The 20328-nt window shown below is 68.7% G+C and carries 20 protein-coding genes; 5 read left to right on the top strand and 15 right to left on the bottom strand.

Going from position 1 to position 20328, the window contains the following annotated elements:
• Positions 1-68: 68 nt before the first annotated feature.
• From ACWDXC_RS44380 to ACWDXC_RS44370, 3 genes are read right to left on the bottom strand one after another with little or no spacing between them, the layout of a single operon-like run.
• Positions 69-656 carry a helix-turn-helix domain-containing protein gene (locus ACWDXC_RS44380; protein ID WP_449993028.1) on the bottom strand — a complete coding sequence of 196 codons (588 nt, stop codon included), beginning with the start codon at positions 654-656 and terminating at the stop codon, positions 69-71.
• A gap of 51 nt (positions 657-707) precedes the next feature.
• The gene (bioD, locus tag ACWDXC_RS44375) at positions 708-1421 is read right to left on the bottom strand and encodes a dethiobiotin synthase (RefSeq protein ID WP_449993026.1); all 714 of its coding nucleotides are present in this window, start codon (positions 1419-1421) and stop codon (positions 708-710) included.
• Positions 1422-1435: 14 nt separating this feature from the next.
• Positions 1436-2155 (bottom strand): GntR family transcriptional regulator, encoded by a 720-nt coding sequence (locus tag ACWDXC_RS44370; RefSeq protein WP_049569261.1) that lies wholly within the window; start codon positions 2153-2155, stop codon positions 1436-1438.
• 174 nt (positions 2156-2329) lie between these two features.
• On the opposite strand from ACWDXC_RS44370, the gene ACWDXC_RS44365 reads away from it, so the two are divergent.
• Positions 2330-3799, top strand: a complete 1470-nt coding sequence (locus ACWDXC_RS44365) for a histidine kinase N-terminal domain-containing protein (RefSeq protein WP_357590230.1) — start codon at positions 2330-2332, stop codon at positions 3797-3799.
• Positions 3800-3922: 123 nt separating this feature from the next.
• On the opposite strand, the gene ACWDXC_RS44360 is transcribed toward ACWDXC_RS44365, so the two are convergent.
• Positions 3923-4177, bottom strand: coding sequence for a WhiB family transcriptional regulator (locus ACWDXC_RS44360; protein ID WP_049569263.1), 255 nt, complete (start codon positions 4175-4177; stop codon positions 3923-3925).
• A gap of 269 nt (positions 4178-4446) precedes the next feature.
• Complete coding sequence (locus tag ACWDXC_RS44355) at positions 4447-5388, bottom strand: diacylglycerol/lipid kinase family protein (RefSeq protein WP_219500853.1); 942 nt, start codon at positions 5386-5388, stop codon at positions 4447-4449.
• Between the two features lie 109 nt (positions 5389-5497).
• Between ACWDXC_RS44355 and ACWDXC_RS44350 the strand changes: the two genes are divergently transcribed.
• A complete protein-coding gene (locus ACWDXC_RS44350; RefSeq protein ID WP_364175726.1) occupies positions 5498-5884 on the top strand; it encodes a hypothetical protein in 387 nt (128 codons plus the stop codon).
• Between the two features lie 108 nt (positions 5885-5992).
• On the opposite strand, the gene ACWDXC_RS44345 is transcribed toward ACWDXC_RS44350, so the two are convergent.
• From ACWDXC_RS44345 to sodN, 3 genes are all read right to left on the bottom strand, one after another.
• A complete protein-coding gene (locus tag ACWDXC_RS44345) occupies positions 5993-6772 on the bottom strand; it encodes an RNA polymerase sigma factor SigF (RefSeq protein WP_197093938.1) in 780 nt (259 codons plus the stop codon).
• 17 nt (positions 6773-6789) lie between these two features.
• Entirely contained in the window at positions 6790-7215 is a 426-nt protein-coding gene (locus tag ACWDXC_RS44340) for an ATP-binding protein (protein WP_049569269.1), read from the bottom strand.
• A gap of 128 nt (positions 7216-7343) precedes the next feature.
• Positions 7344-7745, bottom strand: a complete 402-nt coding sequence (gene sodN / locus ACWDXC_RS44335) for a superoxide dismutase, Ni (RefSeq protein WP_082310527.1) — start codon at positions 7743-7745, stop codon at positions 7344-7346.
• Positions 7746-7812: 67 nt separating this feature from the next.
• Between sodN and ACWDXC_RS44330 the strand changes: the two genes are divergently transcribed.
• Positions 7813-8130: a S24 family peptidase gene (locus tag ACWDXC_RS44330; protein ID WP_308125621.1), complete on the top strand. Its 318-nt coding sequence runs from the start codon at positions 7813-7815 to the stop codon at positions 8128-8130.
• Here the strand turns inward: ACWDXC_RS44330 and ACWDXC_RS44325 are convergent.
• Genes ACWDXC_RS44325 through ACWDXC_RS44310 form a run of 4 tightly spaced genes read right to left on the bottom strand, consistent with a single transcriptional unit; the run spans position 8100 to position 11007 of the window.
• A complete protein-coding gene (locus ACWDXC_RS44325) occupies positions 8100-8525 on the bottom strand; it encodes a CGNR zinc finger domain-containing protein (protein ID WP_219500863.1) in 426 nt (141 codons plus the stop codon). The genes ACWDXC_RS44330 and ACWDXC_RS44325 overlap by 31 nt on opposite strands.
• 58 nt (positions 8526-8583) lie before the next feature.
• The gene (locus tag ACWDXC_RS44320) at positions 8584-9327 is read right to left on the bottom strand and encodes an amino acid ABC transporter ATP-binding protein (RefSeq protein ID WP_364175732.1); all 744 of its coding nucleotides are present in this window, start codon (positions 9325-9327) and stop codon (positions 8584-8586) included.
• On the bottom strand, positions 9324-10151 hold the full coding sequence (locus ACWDXC_RS44315; RefSeq protein ID WP_364175736.1) for an amino acid ABC transporter permease: 828 nt from the start codon (positions 10149-10151) through the stop codon (positions 9324-9326). Before ACWDXC_RS44315 ends, ACWDXC_RS44320 begins: the two co-directional genes overlap by 4 nt.
• 4 nt (positions 10152-10155) lie before the next feature.
• Positions 10156-11007: an ABC transporter substrate-binding protein gene (locus tag ACWDXC_RS44310; protein ID WP_219500866.1), complete on the bottom strand. Its 852-nt coding sequence runs from the start codon at positions 11005-11007 to the stop codon at positions 10156-10158.
• Between the two features lie 298 nt (positions 11008-11305).
• Here ACWDXC_RS44310 and ACWDXC_RS44305 point away from each other — a divergent pair, with 298 nt between their 5' ends.
• Both ACWDXC_RS44305 and ACWDXC_RS44300 read left to right on the top strand, forming a co-directional pair.
• The gene (locus tag ACWDXC_RS44305) at positions 11306-12481 is read left to right on the top strand and encodes an NAD(P)-dependent malic enzyme (RefSeq protein WP_449993019.1); all 1176 of its coding nucleotides are present in this window, start codon (positions 11306-11308) and stop codon (positions 12479-12481) included.
• 365 nt (positions 12482-12846) lie between these two features.
• The gene (locus ACWDXC_RS44300) at positions 12847-13962 is read left to right on the top strand and encodes a hypothetical protein (RefSeq protein ID WP_449993017.1); all 1116 of its coding nucleotides are present in this window, start codon (positions 12847-12849) and stop codon (positions 13960-13962) included.
• An 83-nt stretch (positions 13963-14045) separates the two neighbouring features.
• On the opposite strand, the gene ACWDXC_RS44295 is transcribed toward ACWDXC_RS44300, so the two are convergent.
• The 3 genes from ACWDXC_RS44295 to ACWDXC_RS44285 form a co-directional block, all read right to left on the bottom strand.
• A complete protein-coding gene (locus ACWDXC_RS44295) occupies positions 14046-15548 on the bottom strand; it encodes a trypsin-like serine peptidase (RefSeq protein WP_449993015.1) in 1503 nt (500 codons plus the stop codon).
• A gap of 185 nt (positions 15549-15733) precedes the next feature.
• Positions 15734-17257 carry a hypothetical protein gene (locus tag ACWDXC_RS44290; RefSeq protein ID WP_449993013.1) on the bottom strand — a complete coding sequence of 508 codons (1524 nt, stop codon included), beginning with the start codon at positions 17255-17257 and terminating at the stop codon, positions 15734-15736.
• Between the two features lie 423 nt (positions 17258-17680).
• Positions 17681-19189: a trypsin-like serine peptidase gene (locus ACWDXC_RS44285; RefSeq protein ID WP_449993011.1), complete on the bottom strand. Its 1509-nt coding sequence runs from the start codon at positions 19187-19189 to the stop codon at positions 17681-17683.
• Positions 19190-20328: the final 1139 nt, after the last annotated feature.

Below are 20328 nucleotides of genomic sequence, written 5' to 3'. Positions count from 1 at the left end.
CTCCTGGGAGCTGCCGGACATGGGCCTGGTGTGCGCGACCAGGGTGGGGCTAGCCCCACCCCCCGACGCTAGGCGCGGCCGGCCGGCCGGGCGCGCACGTGCATCCGCTCGCCCTGGCGGCCGAACAGGCTGAGGATCTCCACCGGCTGGTCGTCGGCGCTGCCGAACCAGTGCGGCAGCCGCGTGTCGAACTCGGCGGCCTCGCCCGCCTTCATCACCAGGTCACGGTCGGCCAGCAGCAGCCGCAGCCGCCCGGACAGCACGTACATCCACTCGTAGCCCTCGTGCGTCTGCTGCTCGGGGACGCCCGGCTCCGGCATGATGACCATCTTGAACGCCTGCAGCGCCCCGGGCTGGCGGGTCAGCGGCAGGACGGTGCGGCCGTGCATCTTGCGCGGCACGGCGCGCACCCTCGGGTCGCCCACCTCCGGCGCGCCCACCAGCTCCTCCAGCGGCACCTGGTAGGCCTGGGCGACCGGCAGCAGCAGCTCGAGGCTGGGCCGCCGCTGCCCGGACTCCAGGCGCGACAGCGTGCTCGTGGAGATGCCGGTGGCCTCGGCCAGCGCCGACAGCGTCAGGCCGCGCTCGGCGCGCAGCCGTTTGAGCCGCGGGCCGACCTGGGCGAGCACCTCTTCGATCGCGGCGATGTTGTCCATGACGTCTCCAGCATCCCGGAAAGAGCAACAGAACTTGCCACATCCGGCGGCTCAGCGCAAGGTCCCCCGGAACGCGGCGGGGTCGAAGGCGCCGCCGAGCGTCACGGCGAGCCCGCGCCGCGCCGCGTCGGCGAAGGCGTCGCCGGACAGCCGCCCGGCCCCTTCGGGCAGCGCGCCGGCCAGCGGCCGGGCGGCCAGCATCTCCAGGTCGGTCACGTTGCTCCGCTCGGCGATCCCCGGCTCGGCCGGCCACGCGCCGATGACCACGCCCGCAAGGTCGAGACCGCGGTGCGCGAGCGCCTCCAGCGTCAGCGCGGTGTGGTTGAGCGTGCCGCGCCCGGCCGGGGCCACCACGAGCACCGGCGCGCCCAGCAGCCTGGCCAGGTCGGCGATCGTCGCGCCGTCCTCGTCGTAGCGCACCAGCAGCCCGCCGGAGCCCTCCACGACGACCAGCCGGTTGCTCTCGGCCAGCTCGCGGATCCGGCGGGCGGCCTGCGGCATCGACACCGGGGGCAGCCCGGCGGCCCGCGCCGCGGCGGCCGGCGACAGGGGCGCGTCGAAGCGGGCGAACTCGAACGTGGTCGTCACCCCGGACATCCGGATGACCTCGTCCACGTCGCCGGACCCGCCGGGGGCGACACCGGTCTGGGCGGGTTTCACCACGGCCACGCTCGCTCCCCGGCCCCGCGCCAGCACGGCCAGGGCGGCGCACACGACCGTCTTGCCCACCCCGGAGTCGGTCCCGCTGACCACGATCACGCTCACGCGGCCAAGCGTAGTCAGGGGCGGCGCAGCCTGGTGACGAACTTGTAGCGGTCGCCCCGGTAGAGCGACTGCGCCCACTCCACCGGATTGCCGTCGGCGTCGAAGGCGTGGCGGGTCAGCAGCAGCATGGGCAGCCCCACGTCCACGCCCAGCAGCTTCGCGTCGTACGGCGTGGCGAGGACGGTCTCGATGATCTCCTCGGCGTCGGTGAGCCGTACGTTGTAGGCGTTGTGCAGCGTCTCGTACAGGGAGGAGTGCACCTCGAGCTCGCGGCGCAGGCGCGGGAAGCGCCGCGCCGACAGGTGCGTGGTGTCGACCGAGACCGGCTCGCCGTTGGCCAGCCGCAGCCGGTGGATGCGCAGCACGCGGCCGCCAGGGTTGATCGCCAGGCGGCGGGCCAGCGCCTCGTCGGCGGTGATGTAGCCGATCTCCAGGATCTTGGTGTCGGGCTCCAGGCCGGCCGTGCGCAGGTCGCCGATGTAGGAGGTGAGCTGCAGCACCTGCGCGACCTTGGGTTGCGCGACGAACGTGCCCTTGCCCTGGATGCGCAGCAGCCGGCCCTCCACGACCAGCTCGGTCAGCGCCTGCCTGACCGTGGTGCGCGAGGTCTCGAAGCGTACGGCGAGCGTCCGCTCGGGCGGCAGCGCGGAACCCGGCGCGAGCGTCTTGGTCAGCTCGAGCAGGGCCCGTTTCACGTCGTAGTACTTCGGTACGCGAGGGCCGTCGTCTGTCACGCTCTCACCTTCACTTCTGCCGAGCGCCAATCCGGGCAGCTCAGGCTGATGGTGAAGGATAACCGCTGCGGCAGGCCAGGCCGCAACCGCTGTGATGGTCTTCACAGCCCCTGACCCGCCCGAAAAGGCGGCGGCGGTTTGGCTGTTGGCCCCGACAGCACGCATGATGCACTCGTGCCGACTCTCAGCGACCTCGTCGTCCGCCACACCGCGCTCGACGGGGCGGATCTCGACTGGCTGCATTCGCTGGTCTCCGACTGGCAGCTGCTGGCCGATCTGTCGTTCGCGGACCTCATCCTGTGGGCGCCGCTGCTGGGCGAGGGCGGCTGGATCGCGATCGCGCAGATGCGGCCCACGACCGGGCCGACGGTCTACCACGACGACGTCGTCGGCACCGTGGTGGCCAAGGGCGAGCGCCCGCTGATCGACACGGCCTGGGACGAGCGGCGCATCTGCCGCGAGGGCGACCCCGACTGGTCCACGGGCGTGCCCGTGCGCGAGGAGACGATTCCCGTACGGCGTGCCGTCCCCGACGGCGAGGCCCGGTTCCTCGGGGTGATCCAGCGCTCGACGAACCTGTCGTCCGCGCGCACCCCGTCGCGGCTGGAGCTGACCTATCTGCAGAGCGCCTCCGACCTGGCGCAGATGGTGGCCGAGGGGCGGTTCCCGTTCTCCGGCGAGGAGCCGATCCTGGTCCGCTCGCCGCGCGTCGGCGACGGGCTGCTGCGGCTCGACCGGGCCGGGCGGGTGACCTACGCCTCGCCCAACGCGCTGTCGGCCTACCGGCGGCTGGGGCTGCACGCCGACCTGGTGGGGGCCGAGCTCGGCCGGGTGACCGCGACGCTGTGCTACTCCGACGAGCCGATCAACGAAGACCTGATGATCGTGGCCAGCGGGCGGGCGGCCAAGGAGACCGAGGTGGAGTCCGGCGGCACGATCGTGCAGCTCCGGGCGATCCCGCTGATCGTCGGCGGCGGCCGGATCGGCGCGCTGGTGCTCATCCGCGACGTGACCGAGCTGCGGCGGCGCGAGCGCGAGCTGATGACCAAGGACGCGACGATCCGCGAGATCCACCACCGGGTGAAGAACAACCTGCAGACCGTGGCCGCGCTGCTGCGGCTGCAGGCCAGGCGGCTGCGGGTGCCGGAGGGCCGCGAGGCGCTGGAGGAGGCGGTGCGGCGGGTCGGCTCGATCGCGATCGTGCACGAGACGCTCTCGCACGCGCCCGAGGAGTTCGTCGACTTCGACGACATCGCCGACCGGGTGATCGCGATGGCGGGCGAGGTGTCGGCGCCGGAGGCGGCGGTGACGCCGCGCCGGGTGGGGGCGTTCGGCGTGCTGCCGTCGCTCATCGCCACGCCGCTGGCCATGGCGCTCACCGAGCTGTTGCAGAACGCGTTGCAGCACGGCCGGCCGGAGCGGCTTCAGGTGATGGTGGAGCCGGGGCCGGAGCGCCTGCACGTGGTCGTCTGGGACGACGGTCAGGGGCTGCCCGCGGACTTCGACCTCGACAGTTCGACCAGCCTCGGGCTGCAGATCGTGCGCACGCTCGTCGAGGGGGAGCTGTCGGGCAAGCTGTCGGTCCTGCCGCGCGAGGGCGGCGGCACGGAGGTCACGCTGTCGATCCCGCTGCCCGCTTCATGAGCGCCAGATGAGCTGAACGCCGCGTCCCTTCGATCAGGGACGCGGCGTGGTCCTGGCGGACAGTCGATCGCACCAGGCGGTTCGGCTCGCTGCGGGTTTCAGGCGGGTCTCCTTCTGGCGGGCTCAGGCAGTCGCGCGGGCGCGGGCACGGGCACTGCGGCGCTTGAGCGCGCGACGCTCGTCCTCGCTGAGGCCGCCCCAGACGCCCGCGTCCTGGCCGGACTCCAGCGCCCACTTCAGGCAGGCTTCCATGGCCGAACAGGAACGGCAGACCTGCTTGGCCTCTTCGATCTGCATGAGTGCCGGTCCGGTGTTCCCGATCGGGAAGAACAGCTCGGGGTCCACGTCACGGCAGGCAGCTCGGTGGCGCCAGTCCATGCGTCCACTCCTTAGTAGATGGAGCCTGAGATGGGCTCCGTGCGGCATCCTTTGTGAAAGGTTTCACTAACCCGTGCGAACAAGACCCCGGATCAGGTGAACCGGGGATGCCCGCGGACGGCGGAGGACCCTTGGGGGTTGTTAAAGGTCCTACGTTCCGACGTCAGTGTTGAGCTTTTCAGCCACGGAGAGTGCACGCAAGAGGGTACGGCCGAAGTTTTGGCGGTAATGGATGTCGGATGCGTCACACAATGACCGAATGTAACCAGCTAGACCAGAACTTGTAATGCGTTCGGGATAGACCGGAACGTTACGGACTCGCGTTCTCCCAGGTAGTCCCCGTCCAGTTGGAAGGCCACCGGGCGGGCCGCGGTGAGCGTGAACTCGGCCTCGTCGTGCAGTTGGACGAGGTGCCGGCCGCCCGGAAGGCGCTCACTCTCCGTGAGGATGTGACGGATCACCGGAGCCAGCGTCAGCGGGCCGATCCGGCGCAGCCCGAGCAGGTCGAGCCCCGTCTCGAACGAGGCCCACGGGGTCGGCCGGACCGGCCGCGTGCCCACGTACGTCCACGGCGAGGTGTTGGACACGATCGCCATGAACAGCCCCTCGGCCGCCGGGATGCCGGGACCCGTCAGCGTCATCGCGGGATGCCTCTTGTCCGTGGCCAGATAGTGCCTCAGGGCCGTGTTCACATACCGGCCAGGGGTAGCCTTCCGGCCAGCCCCGCGCAGGCCCTCCACGGCCCTTACGACCTCGGCGTCGTAGCCCATCCCCGAGCAGAACGTGAAGTAGCGGCTCTCGCCGTCCCACAGCGCCTGCCCCAGGCCCACGCCGCGCCGCCGCCCGTCGCGCAGCGCCTCCAGCACCGCGCCCGTGGCCTCGACCGGATCGTTGGGCAGCCCGAGCGCCCTGGCGAACACGTTCGCGCTGCCGCCCGGGATGACGACGAGCGCCGGGCGGCCGGTGTCGTCGCCGTCGACCGGGTTCAGCAGCCCGTTGACGGTCTCGTTGATCGTCCCGTCGCCGCCCAGCACGGCCACCATGTCGAACCCCTTGGCCCGCGCGGTGGCCGCGAGCATCGCCGCGTGCCCCCGGTAGGCGGTCTCCTCGACGCTGAGGTCCACGGCCGCGCCGAACGCCCGGATGAGCACGTCGCGGGTGCGGGCGTTGGTGGTGGTGGCCTTGGGGTTGACCAGGAGCATCGCGCGCATATGGCCAGCGTAACCGGTGGTGCCTGTCGATATTGTCGTGAAAAATCCCATTCATCGGGTGTGTACGGCGGCGAACGGGGCACCGGTGGCGGCGGATAGGGTGCGGGGTGTGTCGAAGCGTCCGTGGAGCCTGGTTGCCGCCGCCCTCGTCGTCGCCCTCGAAGGGCTGATCGCGCTCGGGCTGGGCGTCTACGTCGGGGTGGAGACGGTGTCCGGGACCCCGGCCAACCTGACCGCCGCGCTCGCCGAGGCCGCCTTCGGGCTGCTGATCGGCGCGGGGCTGCTCTGGGTCGCCTGGGGCGGCCTGCTGGCCGCCGAGCGCTGGGGGCGGGCGCCGGCCGTGCTCGCGCAGATCTTCCTGATCCCCATCTCCGTCACGCTCTTCGACTCCGGCCGCCCCGAGCTCGGCATCCCGCTCCTGGTGGTGGCCCTGGTCGGCCTCGTCGGCCTGCTCGCCCCGCCCACCACCCGCGCGCTCTACGGCGACGAGTCCTGACCTGTACGGGCGGCGGCCACGGCGCCCATCCTGCGGCCGTGGGCCGTCCGGCGCAAGGGCACGGGCGGGAGCGAGAAGAACGGAAGCGGCCGAAGCCGCTCCCGCGGGTCAGTCGTCGGCCGTCAGGCCCTCGCGGAGCTGAGCCAGGGTGCGGGCCAGCAGCCGCGAGACGTGCATCTGCGAGATGCCGAGCTCGGTGGCGATCTGCGACTGGGTCATGTTGCCGAAGAACCGCAGCAGCAGGATGCGCTTCTCGCGCGGCGGCAGCCGCTCCAGCAGTGGCTTGAGCGACTCGCGGTATTCGACCCCCTCCAGCGACTCGTCCACGATGCCCAGCGAGTCGGACACCGCGGGGGCGTCGTCGTCGCCGGAGTCGGGCGCGTCGAGGGACACGGTGGAGTAGGCGTTGGCCGACTCCAGGCCCTCCAGCACCTCCTCCTCGGTCATCTTGAGGTAGGCGGCGAGCTCGGCCACGGTGGGCGCGCGGCCCTCGCGCTGCGACAGCTCGCTGATGGCCTTCGTCAGCGAGAGCTTGAGCTCCTGCAGGCGGCGCGGCACGCGCACTGCCCAGCCCTTGTCGCGGAAGTGCCGCTTGATCTCGCCGACGATGGTGGGCGTGGCGTAGGTGGAGAACTCCACGCCGCGGTTGAGGTCGAACCGGTCGATGGACTTGATCAGGCCGATCGTGGCGACCTGGGTCAGGTCGTCGAGCCATTCGCCGCGGTTGCGGAAGCGGCGCGCGAGGTATTCGACCAGCGGAAGGTGGAGCTCGACCAGCTCGTCCCTGATGCGCTGGCGCCGGGGCTCGTCGGGGCCGAGCTCGGACAGCTCGGCGAAGAGCATGCGAGCCCGCACCCTGTCGGGCACGGCGTGTTCGCTGGTGGCCATGGCTCCAGTCCTTTCCGTCACGCCGGCCTCGCCGCGCCTCGGCGCTTACGCAGGACGATCGCCATGCGATCGGGGGAGTCGGTCACCGCGTCGACGTCGTCGGCCAGGGCGGTCAGCACCATCCAGGCGAAGTCATCGCGTTTGGGCGCGGAGCTCCCGACCGTGGCCACCTCGACGCGAACCTGCATCTCCTGCCCGGTCAGCTCGAACTCGGCCGTCAGGTCGGTGCCCGGCACGGCCTCGTTGAGCAGCATGGCGCACGCCTCGTCGACCGCGATCCGCAGATCCTCGATCTCGTCCAGCGTGAAGTCGAGCCGGGCGGCCAGCCCGGCGGTGGCCGTACGCAACACGGACAGGTAGGCGCTGTCGGCGGGGAGCCTGATGCTCACCACGTCGCGGATGGCGGCCTCGCCTGTCGCACGCGTCTCGGTTTCCTCGGTCACGTTCCTCCTCGCGTATACGACGCCTACTGCAACTTACCGCCCCCGGGAGGTGCTTGGCGGTTTCAGACTCGCCATCAGCGAAAAAGGCTCTGTGCGGGCGGTAGCCGCACAGAGCCTTATGTGCCGCTTTAGGCGGCCTTGGTCTCCCAGAAGATCTTGGAGATTTCGTCGATCTTGCCGAGCAGGTCCTCAGCCTTGGCCACCTCGACGGTGCCCTTGGCGCCCGCGGCCCCGGCCAGCTTGGTGGCCTCCCAGAAGAGCTGGTGCAGCTGCGGGTACTGCTCCAGGTGCGGCGGCTTGAAGTAGTCGGTCCACAGCACCCACAGGTGGTGCTTGACCAGCTCGGCCCGCTCCTCCTTGATCTTGATGGCGCGGGCGCGGAACACCGGGTCCTCGTTGCCCGCGTACTTCTCCATGATCGCCTTGACCGACTCCGCCTCGATCCGGGCCTGGGCGGGGTCGTAGACCCCACAGGGCAGGTCGCAGTGTGCGGAAGCGACATGCTTGGGTCGTAGCAGTCGTGCGAGCATCAGAAAATCCTTCCTTGATGCCGAATCAGCTTGGTCCTGTACCGACCTTACTCGGGTCCAAACGCCTGTGGAGGAGGGGGTCTCGGCGATGAGAGTGCGTGTCGAAGGGGATTCGATGCGGCCGGGTCTGGAGCCGGGAGACTGGCTTCTGGTGCGGCGGGGCGCGCGGGTGCGCCCCGGCGACGTCGTGGTGGCGAGGCTGCCCGGCGACCCGAGCCGGCTGATCGTGAAGCGGGCGCAGTGGCACGGCGAGGGCGGCTGGTGGCTGGAGAGCGACAACCAGCGGGCCGGCGGCAGGCGCGACAGCTGGGACTTCGGGCCGGTCGAGGACGTCGTGGGGCGCGTCGTGCTGCGTTACTGGCCGCTGCGGCGCCGGGCCCGGTAGGCGGCGACGTTGGCGCGGCTGGCGCAGCGGGCCGAGCAGTAGCGGCGCGAGCGGTTGGAGGAGGTGTCCAGGAAGGCCCGCGAGCAGCGCGGCTCCAGGCAGCGGCCGAGCCGGTCGGCGCCCAGCGTGGCCACGACCGCGGCCAGGCCCATCACCGCGGCCGCGCCGGAGTGGTCGGCCAGGTGCAGGTGCCAGCCCCGGCCGTCGTGGTCGGTGAGCTGCGGGCGTACGGGATAGCGCACGAGCAGCGCGTTGAGCAGGGCGGCCAGCTCCTCGGCGTCGGCCGCGGCGTCGAACACGGCCGCCAGCTCGTCCCGCAGCCGCACCAGCTCGGGCGGGGGAGCGGGATCGTTGACGAGGCGGACCGCCCACTCGGCGTAAGAGGTCAGGTCCATGCCGGAGTATTACACGAAACGGCGGGGCGCCCGGAATCCCCGGACGCCCCGCCCGCGCTCAGCCCTCCGGATGCAGCACCCGGTGCAGGAACGCGCGGGTCCGCTCGTGCTGCGGATCGCCGATCACCTGGGCCGGCGGCCCGTCCTCGACCACGACACCGCCGTCCATGAACACCACCCGGTCGGCCACCTGACGGGCGAAGCCCATCTCGTGGGTGACGACCAGCATGGTCATGCCCTCCTCGGCCAGCTTGCGCATGACCGCCAGCACGTCGCCGACCAGCTCCGGGTCGAGCGCCGAGGTGGGCTCGTCGAACAGCATCAGGTCCGGGTTCATCGCCAGCGCCCTGGCGATCGCCACCCGCTGCTGCTGCCCGCCGGACAACTGCGCCGGGAAGGCGTCGCACTTGGCCCCGACGCCGACCTTCTCCAGGTTCTCCCTGGCGACGACCTCGGCTTCCTTCTTGCCCCGCTTCAGCACCCGCTGCTGGGCGATCATCACGTTCTGCAGCGCGGTCATGTGCGGGAAGAGGTTGAACTGCTGGAACACCATGCCGATGGTCCGCCGGACCTCGTCGATGTCCACGTCCGGGTCGGTGACCTCGACGCCCCGCACCCGCACCGTGCCCTTGGTGGGCTGCTCCAGCAGGTTCACGCAGCGCAGCAGCGTCGACTTGCCCGAGCCGGACGGCCCGATCACGCAGACGACCTGGCCGGTGCCGACCGTCAGGTCGATGCCGCGCAGCACCTCGTTCTGGCCGAAGTGCTTGTGCAGGTCCTCGATCTCGATGGCTTCGGTCATCGGGCCGTCCCCTTGCGCTTCTCCAGCCGTCCCGCCAGGTAGCCGAGCGGGATGGTGACGATCAGGTACGTCAGGCCGGCGACCAGGATGGGCGTGGCGTTGGCGTGCGTGGACGCCATGTCGTTGCCGAACTTCGTCAGCTCCACGAACTCTCCCGAGACGCCCAGGAACAGCACCAGCGAGGAGTCCTTGAGCAGGGCCACGAACTGGTTGGTCGTCGGCGGGATGACGATCCGGATCGCCTGCGGGATCACCACGGTGATCTGCGCCCGGGCCGCTGACATGCCGAGCGACCTGGCGGCCTCGGTCTGCCCCTTGGGGACCGCCTGCAGGCCCGCCCGGAAGATCTCCGCCTGGTAGGCGGTGCCGACCAGGCCCAGGCCGAGGATGGCCTGCCCGTACGTGCCGCCGGGCACCTCGAAGCCGGGCAGCGCCAGCGGCAGGAAGACGATCATCAGGAAGACCAGCAGCGCCGGCAGGCCGCGGAAGATCTCGATGTACAGGGTCGCGAGCCACCGGTACGGGCCCACCGTGGACAGCCGCATCAGCGCCACGATCAGGCCGAACACGAACGCGAACGCGAACCCGCCGACCGAGTAGATGACCGTGTTCTTGAGCGCGATCGTGAACAGCTCGGGCAGCATCTGCCCGGCCACGTCCGGCTGAGCGAAGTTCTGCGCCAGGCTGCCCCAGTCGGCGTACACGACCAGGGCGACGAAGGCGACGGTCAGGACGGCGTACTGGACGCCGCGGCTGATCCGCTGTCTCTTGCGGGGGCTGAGCCGGGCGCGTCCCGGCTCAGCCGTCTTCGGCTCGTCCGCCATGGGGTCAGCCCAGCTCGCCGGGCTTCTTGTCGAACCACTTCACGAAGATCTTCTCGTACGTGCCGTCCGACTTGGCCTTGGCGAGCTCCTCGTTGATGGTCTTGAGCAGGACCGGGTCCGCCTGCTTCTTCAGACCGAGGCCGTACTGCTCGCCGGTGTCGAGGCTGGCGATCAGCTCGAACTTCTCGGCGATCTCCGGCTTCTTCAGCCAGGTGAGCACGACCGGGAGGTCCTGGATGATGACGTCGGCCTGGCCGGCCTGGAGGGCGAGCAGCTCCTTGGCCGAGTCGGCGTACTCGGTCGGGTTGAAGCCCTTCTCCGTGGCGTAGGTGAGGCCGGTGGTGCTGGCCTGGGCGCCCAGCTTCAGACCCTTGGCCTTGACGTCCTCCAGGGAGGCGGCCCCGGTGCCCTTCTTGGCCAGCAGCGCCTGCGTGGCGTCGAAGTACGGGTCCGAGAAGGTGATGTTGGCCTTGCGCTCCTCGGTGATGGTCATGCCGGCGGCGGCCAGGTCGCACTTGTTGGTGGCCATGGCGGCGCCGCTCTTGATCACGGCGAAGTCGATGTCGACGATCTCCTGCTCGACGCCGAGCTTCTTGGCCACCAGGTCGACGATGTCCACGTCGAAGCCGACGATGTCGGCGCCCTGCTTGAACTGGAAGGGCTCGTAGGGGATGTTCGTGCAGACGGTGAGCTTGCCGGGCTTCACCAGCTGGGCGCCACCGGCCGCCGAGGCGCTGGCGGAGGTCGTGCCGCCGCTCGACGACGACTCGCTGCCGCAGCCGGACAGCGCCAGGGCGGCGGTGAGGGCGAGCGCGCCGGCGGCGGAGGCTCGGCGGTTCAAGGGCCAGAGGGCCATGGGTGGCCTCCTCAGTGTTTATGCCAAGAATGTTGGGGTTTCGTGCAGTTTAGATGGGCTTTTGCAGCAGTCCGTCATCTGGTGAGCAACAATGCGTCAACAGAACGGCGTCGGCCCTGATACCAGGGCACGATCACCGGGTGTGTCCGTCTCAGCATGTGGCAGTATGGAGAAACGGGTGACCCCCGTAACCCCTCACCGAGACGATCTGACGAGGGGATCCTGGCGCCTACCGAAGCCAGCCCTCGTGCACGTCCGCCGAAGGTTCACTTCCGTCCGCCGACTTACAGGGGTCACAGTGACTGCCACACCCACATCTCTCGACCAGGATCCCGCCTTCGCCCTGCACCGCGGAGGCAAGATCGAGATCCGTTCCACCATCCCCGTCCGCGACGCCGGCGACCTGTCGCTCGCCTACACGCCCGGCGTGGCGCGCGTCTGCACCGCCATCGCCGAGACGCCCGCGCTCGCCGACGACTACACCTGGGTCTCCAACGTCGTCGCCGTCGTCAGCGACGGCACCGCCGTCCTCGGCCTCGGCGACATCGGCCCGTCGGCCGCCATGCCCGTCATGGAGGGCAAGGCCCTGCTGTTCAAGGAGTTCGCCGGCGTCGACGCCGTGCCCATCTGCCTGGCCTGCACCGGCGTCGACGAGCTCGTCGAGACCGTCGCCCGGCTCGCGCCCTCGTTCGGCGGCATCAACCTGGAGGACATCAGCGCGCCGCGCTGCTTCGAGGTCGAGGACCGGCTGCGCGAGCTGCTCGACATCCCGGTCTTCCACGACGACCAGCACGGCACCGCCATCGTCACCCTCGCCGCGCTGAAGAACGCCGCCCGCCTCACCGGCCGCTCGCTCGGCGACCTGCGCGCCGTCGTGGCCGGCGCGGGCGCCTCCGGCGTCGCCGTCACCCGCATCCTGCTGGAGGCCGGCATCGGCGACATCGCCGTCTCCGACTCCAAGGGCCTCATCTACGACGGCCGCGACGGCCTCAACCCCGTCAAGCAGGCCCTGGCCCGCGACACCAACAAGGCCGGCCACACCGGCTCAACCGAGGAGGCCCTGGCTGGCGCCGACGTGTTCGTCGGGCTGTCCGGCTCCACCGTCACCGAGCAGGCCATCGCCTCCATGGCCGCGGGCGCCATCGTCTTCGCCCTGTCCAACCCCACGCCCGAGGTCCTGCCGGAGGTCGCCGCCCGGCACGCCGCCGTCGTCGCCACCGGCCGCTCCGACTTCCCCAACCAGATCAACAACGTGCTCGCCTTCCCCGGCGTCTTCCGCGGCGCACTCGACGTCCGCGCCACCGCGATCACCGAGAACATGAAGGTGGCCGCCGCCGACGCGCTCGCCGCCGTCGTCGGCGACGACCTCACCGCCGAGTACGTCATCCCCAGCCCCTTCGACGCCCGGGTCGCCCCCGCCGTCACGGCAGCCGTCGCCGCCCAGGCCAGAATCGACGGCGTCGCCCGCGCCTGACCTCGCGGCGCCCGCATCCGTCAAAACGAGCTCCGGGAAACACCAAACTCTCTTTACTCGGCGTGCTATAAACATAGCTCTCTGTAAGGATGCGGGCGCCGGCTCCCGTTATGAGGAGAGCGATGGAACGCGAGCCCAACCGACTGCTACAGCAGCTCATCGCGGAGGCTGGCTTCTCCCACAAGGGACTGGCCAGGCGTCTCAACGATCTGGGTGCCGCCCGCGGCACCCCCGGGCTGAAGTACGACCACAGCTCCGTGCTGCGCTGGATCGGTGGCCAGCGCCCGCGCGACCCGGTGCCGTGCCTCCTTACCGAGATATTCGCACTACGGTTGGGCAGGCCCATCAGTTCTGAAGATCTGGGCATGCCGGCCATCACTACACCCCTCGATCTCGGGCAGGAGTTCACGCACACGTGGCAGGAGGGGGTCGCGACCGTGACGGCGCTGTGGCGGGCCGATGTGGAGAGACGAAGATTCCTGATCGACTCGACGTTCGCGATCGGCGCGGGCTCCGTGGGAGCCGTGCGGTGGCTGACCTCACCACAGGAGGGGCGCCCGAGCAGCTCGGGCCCCCGCCGCGTGGGGAGGGCGGACATCGCCGCCATCCACGAGGTCACCCGATCATTCGGTGAGCTCGACAACAGGTTCGGGAGCGGCCGGGTCCGCTCCTCCGTGGTCAAATATCTGGACACGGCGGTCACGCCGCTGCTGAAGGACGGCTCCTACGGCGACGCCACCGGCAGGCAGCTCGCCGCGGCCGCCGCCGAGCTCACCCGGCTGGCCGGCTGGATGGCCTACGACATGGAGCAGCACGGGCTCGCCCAGCGCTACCTCATCCAGGCGCTACGCCTGGCCAGGGGCGCCGACGACCACGCGCTCGGCGGCGAGATCCTCGCCGGGATGGCCCACCAGGCCATCTACATGGGCCAGCCGGCGCACGCGCTCGACCTGGCGCGCGCCGCCCAGCTCTCGGCCCGCCGCGCGGGCGTCTCCACGCTGGTCTCCTCGGGCCACGTCCTGGAGGCGCACGCGCACGCCGGGCTCGGCGACGCCCGCGCCTGCGCCGCGTCGCTGCACGAGGCCGAACGCGCCTTCGACACCCGCAACCCGGGGGACGAGCCGCGCTGGCTGGGCTACTTCGACGAGGCCTACCTGTCGGCCAAGTTCGCCCACTGCTTCCGCGACCTGGGGGAGGGCGAGCGCACCGTACGGCAGGCGCGGCGCTCCCTCGACATGGACGGGCGGTTCGTGCGCGGGCGGATGTTCAACCTGTCGCTGCTGGCCGCCGGGCTGCTGCAGTGCGGCGAGCTGGAGGAGGCGTGCACGGCGGCGAGCGGCGCCATGACGCTGGCCGGGGAGCTGCAGTCCGTCCGGTCCCGGTCCTACGTGGCCGACCTGCGCCGGCGGCTGGAGCCGTACAAGAACGAACCCGCGGTCCGGGCGCTGAACGAGCGGACGCGGGAGCTGGCGGCGGTCTGAGGTTTGCCGGCCTGAGATTGTGCCGGTGTGAGGTTCGCCGGTCTGAGGGAGCCCCCGTGCGGCGGGCTCCCTCAGGCGCCGGTCTAGCTGAGGAGCTCGCCGTTCGGGCCGACGATCTTCTTCGTCTCGGCGTAGTTCGCCTTGTTGTAGACGTCGGCGACCTCACCGTCGAAGTAGGCCGAGCTGATGTAGTCCACGCGGTTGTTCTCGTCCTGGTCGTGGAACATGCTCGTCACGCCGTTGAGGTAGCCGGTGCGCTTGCTGTTGCTGTAGCGCAGCAGCCAGGGGCCGCCGTCCGCGCCACCGGTCATCGAGCACTTGAGCACCTGGTGCGTCTCGACCCGGAACATGTTGGCCTGGTACGTCTTCTTGGCCGTGTTGCCGTAGCACCACTTGGGGGTCACGCCGGTGAACGGCTTGTCACCGTCGGGGTGCGGGTCGGCCGGGTAGCCGAAGGCCATGACCTTGCCGCCGAGCGGCTGGTTCCAGGCGATGCCCTGACCGCCGACGACGTCCCCGACCCGCCCGGTGTCCTTCGCGATCCCGACGTAGAAGACGGTCTTGAAGTAGTCCGTCTTGGCGCTCTCCTTCACCCAGTAGCCCAGGAAGTAATGGGTGATGGTGTAGTTGCCCGCCTCGTCGATCTTGCGGTAGCCCGGACCCTTGTACGCCTTGTACTCCGACTCGGTCACGTTGTCCTTGACCGTCTTCGCGGGCTCCTGGGTGCCGTTGCCGTCGCCCTTCGGCGCCTTCAGGAACTCGTCCTTGTCGACTTCCTTGTACGCGCGCTTCTTGTCCTTGTAGTCCGGGCCGACGATGTCGGTGGTCGTCGTCAGCTTGGCCCAGCAGTCGGGGCTCTCACCGCCGTGCAGGTCGTAACACTTCTTGTACGCCGCCTCGTCGATGGCGACGTCCTTGGACCACTTGTCGCCCGCCCACTTGTCGAACTCGGCCTTGGTGACCTGCTTGTCACCGTCGAACTGGAAGCCGTTGTGCACCGCGACGAAGGCGAAGTCACCGTCGTAGTCGTCGTAGGTGTCGAGGTCGTAGGAGGTGAAGGCGTACGCGCCGGCGTAGATGCCGTACGGGGCCCTGCCCTGGTAGTAGGCGGGCACGAAGACCCACTTGTCGAAGACGTCGTCCTTGCCGTTCTCGAACACGCAGTGGCCGGCGGTGGCGACCAGGTTGCGGTGGCGGGACTGGACCGACGTGGCCGAGCACCAGCGGTACTCGCCCTTGTGGTCGATGAAGAACACCTTGCCGATCGTGCGCGGCAGGTTGACGTTCTTGACCTTGAGCGTGGGGGCCTTGGTCGGCGGGGCGACCATGCCGGGCTTGCCGTCGTCCGGCGTCTTGCTGCCGGTGGCGACGAGCTTCTCCACTTTTTTGGCGTCCCAGCGGTACTGGGTGGCCTTGCGGAGGGCGGCGCCGTTGGCGTCCAGCCAGAAGAAGGCGTTGCTGTAGGCGTCGGCGGGCTTGGGGGCGAGCGGGTCTTTGGCCCAGGTGGGTGCGGTGGCGTTGGCCGGGGCGCTGAGCGTGGCCGCGCTCAGTCCGGCGAGGGCGAGGGGGATGAGGAGGCGCTTCACTGGGGTGCTCCACGAAGTTTACAAAACGGGCGTAAGAACCCTATCGTCACTCTGGTCACAGGGCTAAGGGGTCTTGTGATTTACCGTGACAAATGCCGAAAGGGCCCGGCATTGCTGCCGGACCCTTCGGGTGACGCAAGGTGAGTGCGGGGTTTGGACCCCCGCCCTCATGACTCTCTCAAGGCTTACTTGAGGGAGCCGGACCAGTTCTTCTCGGCCTGCGCGTAGACCGCACCGGTCTCGCCGTCGAAGTACGGCGAGGAGCTGTAGTCGTAGCGGTTGTTGCCGTCCTGGTCGTGGAACAGGCTGGTGACACCGTTGACGTAGCCCAGACGCTTCGCGTTGCTGTACTTGATGAGCCACGGAGCGCCGTTGGCACCCGGGGTCATGGCGCACTTCAGAGCGATGTGCTCCTCAGCCTTGTACGCAGCGGAGGCGTAGGTCTTGCCGGAGGTGGCGCCGTAGCACCACTTCGGCGTGACACCCGTGTAGGCCTTGTGGCCGTCGGGGTGGGCGTCCGCCGGGTAACCGAAGACGAACACCTTGGAACCGGTCTTCTGGTTCCAGGCGATGCCCTGGCCACCGACGTTGTCACCGAGGCGACCGACGTCCTTGATGAAGCCGTCGACAACGTAGAACACGGTCTTGAAGTAGTCGACCTGCTTCGACTGCTTCACCCAGTACACCAGCCCGTAGCGGGTGATGGTGTAGTTGCCCTTGTCGTCGATCTTCCGGTAGCCGAGACCCTTGTAGTTCTCGTACTCCGTCTTGGTGACGTAGTCGACCTGCGGGTACAGGGCGGACTGACGACCCTGGACGTTACCGGCGTCCTTCTTGGGCGCGGCGTCCCACTGCTCCTTGGTGACTTCCTTGCGGACGATCACGGCCTCGGGGTGGCCGGGGCCGGCCAGGTCCTCGAGGTCGGTCGTCTTCGCCTGGCAGTCGGCGGTCTCCTTGCCGTGCAGGTCGACGCACTTGTCGTACTCGGCCTTGGAGATCGTGTAGTTCTTGGTGAACTTCGCACCGTTGAACTTCTCGTACTCAGCCTGGGAGACAGCCTTGGGCTCGCCGCCGCCGACCTGGATGCCGTTGTAGACGGTCACGAACGCGTAGTCGCGGTCGTTGTCCTCGTACACGGCGTAGTCGTAGTGCGTGTAGGCGGTCTTACCAACGTAGATGCCGTAAGGCGTCTTGCCCTGGTAGTAGCCCGGCACGAAGACCCAGTTGTCCATGACGGAGGCGTTCTTGCCCTCGTCGTAGACGCAGTGACCGGCGGTCGCGACCAGGTTCTTGTACTTACCCTGGATCGAGGTCGCGGAGCACCACTTGAGGTCGCCCTCGGAGTCGACGAAGAACACCTTGCCGATGGTCTTCGGCAGGTTGATGTTCTTGGTCTTAGCCGCGGTCTTCTTCTCCTCGCCGATCGGCGCGACCGTCGTCGCCTTGGTGTCGGGCGAATAGCCGCCGCTCACCTTGAGCTTCGAGGTGGCCTTGGTCTCCCAGGTGTAGGGAGTCGCCTTGGCGAGGTTGTTGGTGGCACCGTTGGCGGCCAGCCAGAACTTGGCCACCTCGACAGCGGCCGGAGCGTCCTTGGCCATCGTGTCGTACGCCCAGTCGGGCGCAGCGGCAGTGGCGGAACCGGCGAGGCCGGCGGCCAGCAGACCGGTGGCCAGAACGGCGCCACCGGCGGGGAGGAGGATGCGCTTCACTTTTAACTCCTTGCGCTGTCGTGGAACGCCTCTTGCGTCCCATGCGTCAGTAAAGGGATAGCCAGGAACATACAGTGTCGATCTTGGGAACCGGTAGCTGATCTGACAGGAAAAGATGGGACATGGCGGGCGTGACCGTTCTGTGATGTTTGAACGAGCGTGCCGGATCATCTGGGCAAAGGCCGTCTACGGCGCATAACCGCAGATCACTTGCCGTGCGATACTGGCGTGACAACCGGGCCTCCGGTGCCGCCGCCGATCCCTCCCCTGAGGCGATGTGGCGCACATCACACTGCTTCGATGGCACCGTCTGAGGCTCCCGTGCGTCCAAACGCCCAACACTTTCCCGCCGGAATGCCGAAGGGCCCGGCGGATGCCGGGCCCTTCGGGTCAAACAGTGTCGAACAGTGACGAGCTGACTACTTAGACGACCTTGCCGGACCAGGAGTTGGCCGCGGCCTTGTAGATGGACGCCGTCTCACCGTCGAAGTACGGCGAGGAGATGTAGTCGACGCGGTTGTTGCCGTCCTGGTCGTTGAAGGTGCTGGTGACACCGTTCACGTAACCGAGACGCTTGCTGTTCTTGTAGTTGTAGAGCCAGGGGCCACCGTCGGCGCCCTCGGTCATCGCGCACTTGAGCGCGACGTGCTCTTCGATCTTCTTGGCCGCGGAACCCACCAGCTTCTTGGTGGTCTTGCCGTAGCACCACTTCGGCGTGATGCCGGTGTAGTTCTTGTGGCCGTCAGGGTGCGCGGAGGCCGGGTAGCCGAACACGCGCACGTACTTGCCGGTGGGCTGGTTCCAGGCGAAGCCCTGGCCGCCCACGACGTCACCGAGGCGGCCGGCGTCCTTGACCCAGCCCTCCACGATCGTGAAGACGGTCTTGAAGTAGCCCTTCACGTCCGTCTTCTTCACGAAGTGCTTGATGAAGTAGTGCGTGATCGTGTAGTTGCCCTTGCTGTCGATCTTCCGGTAGCCCGGGCCCTTGTACGCCTTGTACTCGGACTCGGTCACGAAGTCGGTCTTGACCTGGCTCGGGGCCTTGGTGCCGTTCTTCTTGCCCGAGGGAGCGGCGTCGTACTGCTCCTTGGTCACCTCGGTGAAGGCCTTGACCGCACCCGGGTAGTCGGGGCCGACGACGTCCACCTTGGTGTCCGTCTTGGCCCAGCAGTCCGGGGTCTCGCCACCGTGAAGGTCGACGCACTTCTGGTACTCGGAAGCGGTGATGGCGACGTCCTTGGCCTCCTTGAGGCCCTGGAACTTGTCGTACTCCGACTTCGAGACCTGCTTGGCCTTGCCGCCACCCAGGTACACGCCGTTGTAGACGGTCACGAACGCGTAGTCGCGGTCGTAGTCCTCGTAGACGGCGAAGTCGTAGTGGGTGAAGGCCTGCTTGCCGACGTAGATGCCGTACGGCGTCTTGCCCTGGTAGTAACCGGGGACGAAGACCCACTTGTCCATCGTGTCGGCGTTGTTGGCCGTGTCGTACACGCAGTGACCGGCCGTGGCGACCAGGTTGCGGTACTTGGACTGGATAGAAGTGGCGGAGCACCACTTCTTCTCGCCCTTCTTGTTGACGAAGAACACCTTGCCGATGGTCTTCGGCATGTTGACGTTCTGGGACTTCGAGGAGCTCTTCTTCTCCTCGCCGATCGGCGCGGCGGAGCCGGGCTTGGTGTCGGCGCTGTAGCCGCCAGCGGTCTTCAGCTTGGCGACGTCGGCGTTGTCCCAGATGTTGGACTGGGTAGCGGCCTTGAGGGCAGCGTTGTTGTTGTCCGCCCAGAAGTCCGCGATGGCCTTGGCGTTGGCAGCGCTCGTCGCCATCGGGTCCTTGGCGATGTCGCTCGTGGCCGTCGCCGAGCCGGCGAGGCCGGCAGCGAGAAGGCCGGTGGCGAGGACGGCGCCGCCGGCGGGGATGAGGATGCGCTTCAAGGGAACTGCTCCTTGGTCTGTCGTGGGCCGCAACGTGCGACCCATGCGTCAGTAAAGGGATAGCAAGGAACATAGCGCGGTGATCTCCGCAGGTGAAAGCCGAAATGACCCGATCGGTTGGGGCCCCGACTCGCGTTACCATTCCGTTACCAGTCAAGGCTGAATGCGGCGAGTGATCGATTGGATGCGTTTTTGCAGGGCATGGCGGGGTTGTGGCAGATGGTGCCGAAGTTCCGTTAACGGGCATGTGCATAGGGTGGCCGGTCAAATGTGACTCAGATCACAGGAACCGGATTGGCGTGTGCTCCGTCTAATTCGCTCTGATCTTCACAGGGAACGTTCAGGTTCGGGTTTCGGGGTCGGAGATACATGTCGGTTTGTCCCTTTCGGGGTGGCGGCTTTCCCTTCCGTTCCGGGCGTTCGGGGGTGCCGGTGGGGCGGAAACGGTGGGTGCCGGTGGTGGGTGCCGAGGGTTCCGGCCGTCCCGTAGTGACGTTCGACGTGTGCGTGCCGTCTGCCGCCCGCATCGAGCGCTGTCTCGGGTCCGGCTGCATTCGGCTGCTTAAGGGGCGTTCGGGCCGAGCATGGGGGCTGATCCCCCTTCGGGCTCGTGCATCGGGGCTGTGAGCTTCCTGCGCCGGCCAGACCCGGCGGCCGGATCGCCTCTACGTGGACGACTCCGCGTTGGAGGCACGGGCCCGTGCAACTCGGCCTGACCGGAAGGTCGTACGGTCGGCCCGTGCGTACGCCTCGAGCGTGCTCTGGCCGTCATCCAGGGCAGGGAAAGGGCGGTTTAGGACGCGCTTGCTCGTGTGCTGGAGGCCTGGGAGCTCGCCCTGGTGACGCTGCGGCCCATCGGCGGTGACCCTCGTGATCGGCTGGGGGAGTACGTCAATGCGGGCGGGTCGCTCGGTACGGGGCCGATGCAACGGGCAGAGGTGGCCGATCTCCCAGTCGCAGGTGGACCGTTACGCGCGATGGGAGTCCTGCATGGGCGGCCTGGACGGTCGGAGCCCACGGGGCGTCTGGGTAGCGCGCCGCCTCTGTCGACGACGCGTGAATACTGACCCCCAGGCGACGGATGAATGTTGACCCCTCCACTCTCTGGAGGGTGATCAAGGTGGAGGACTGGGCGGAGA

The sequence above is a fragment of the Nonomuraea sp. NPDC003214 genome, assembly GCF_053590035.1.
This window is presented reverse-complemented; position numbering and strand designations above follow the sequence as displayed.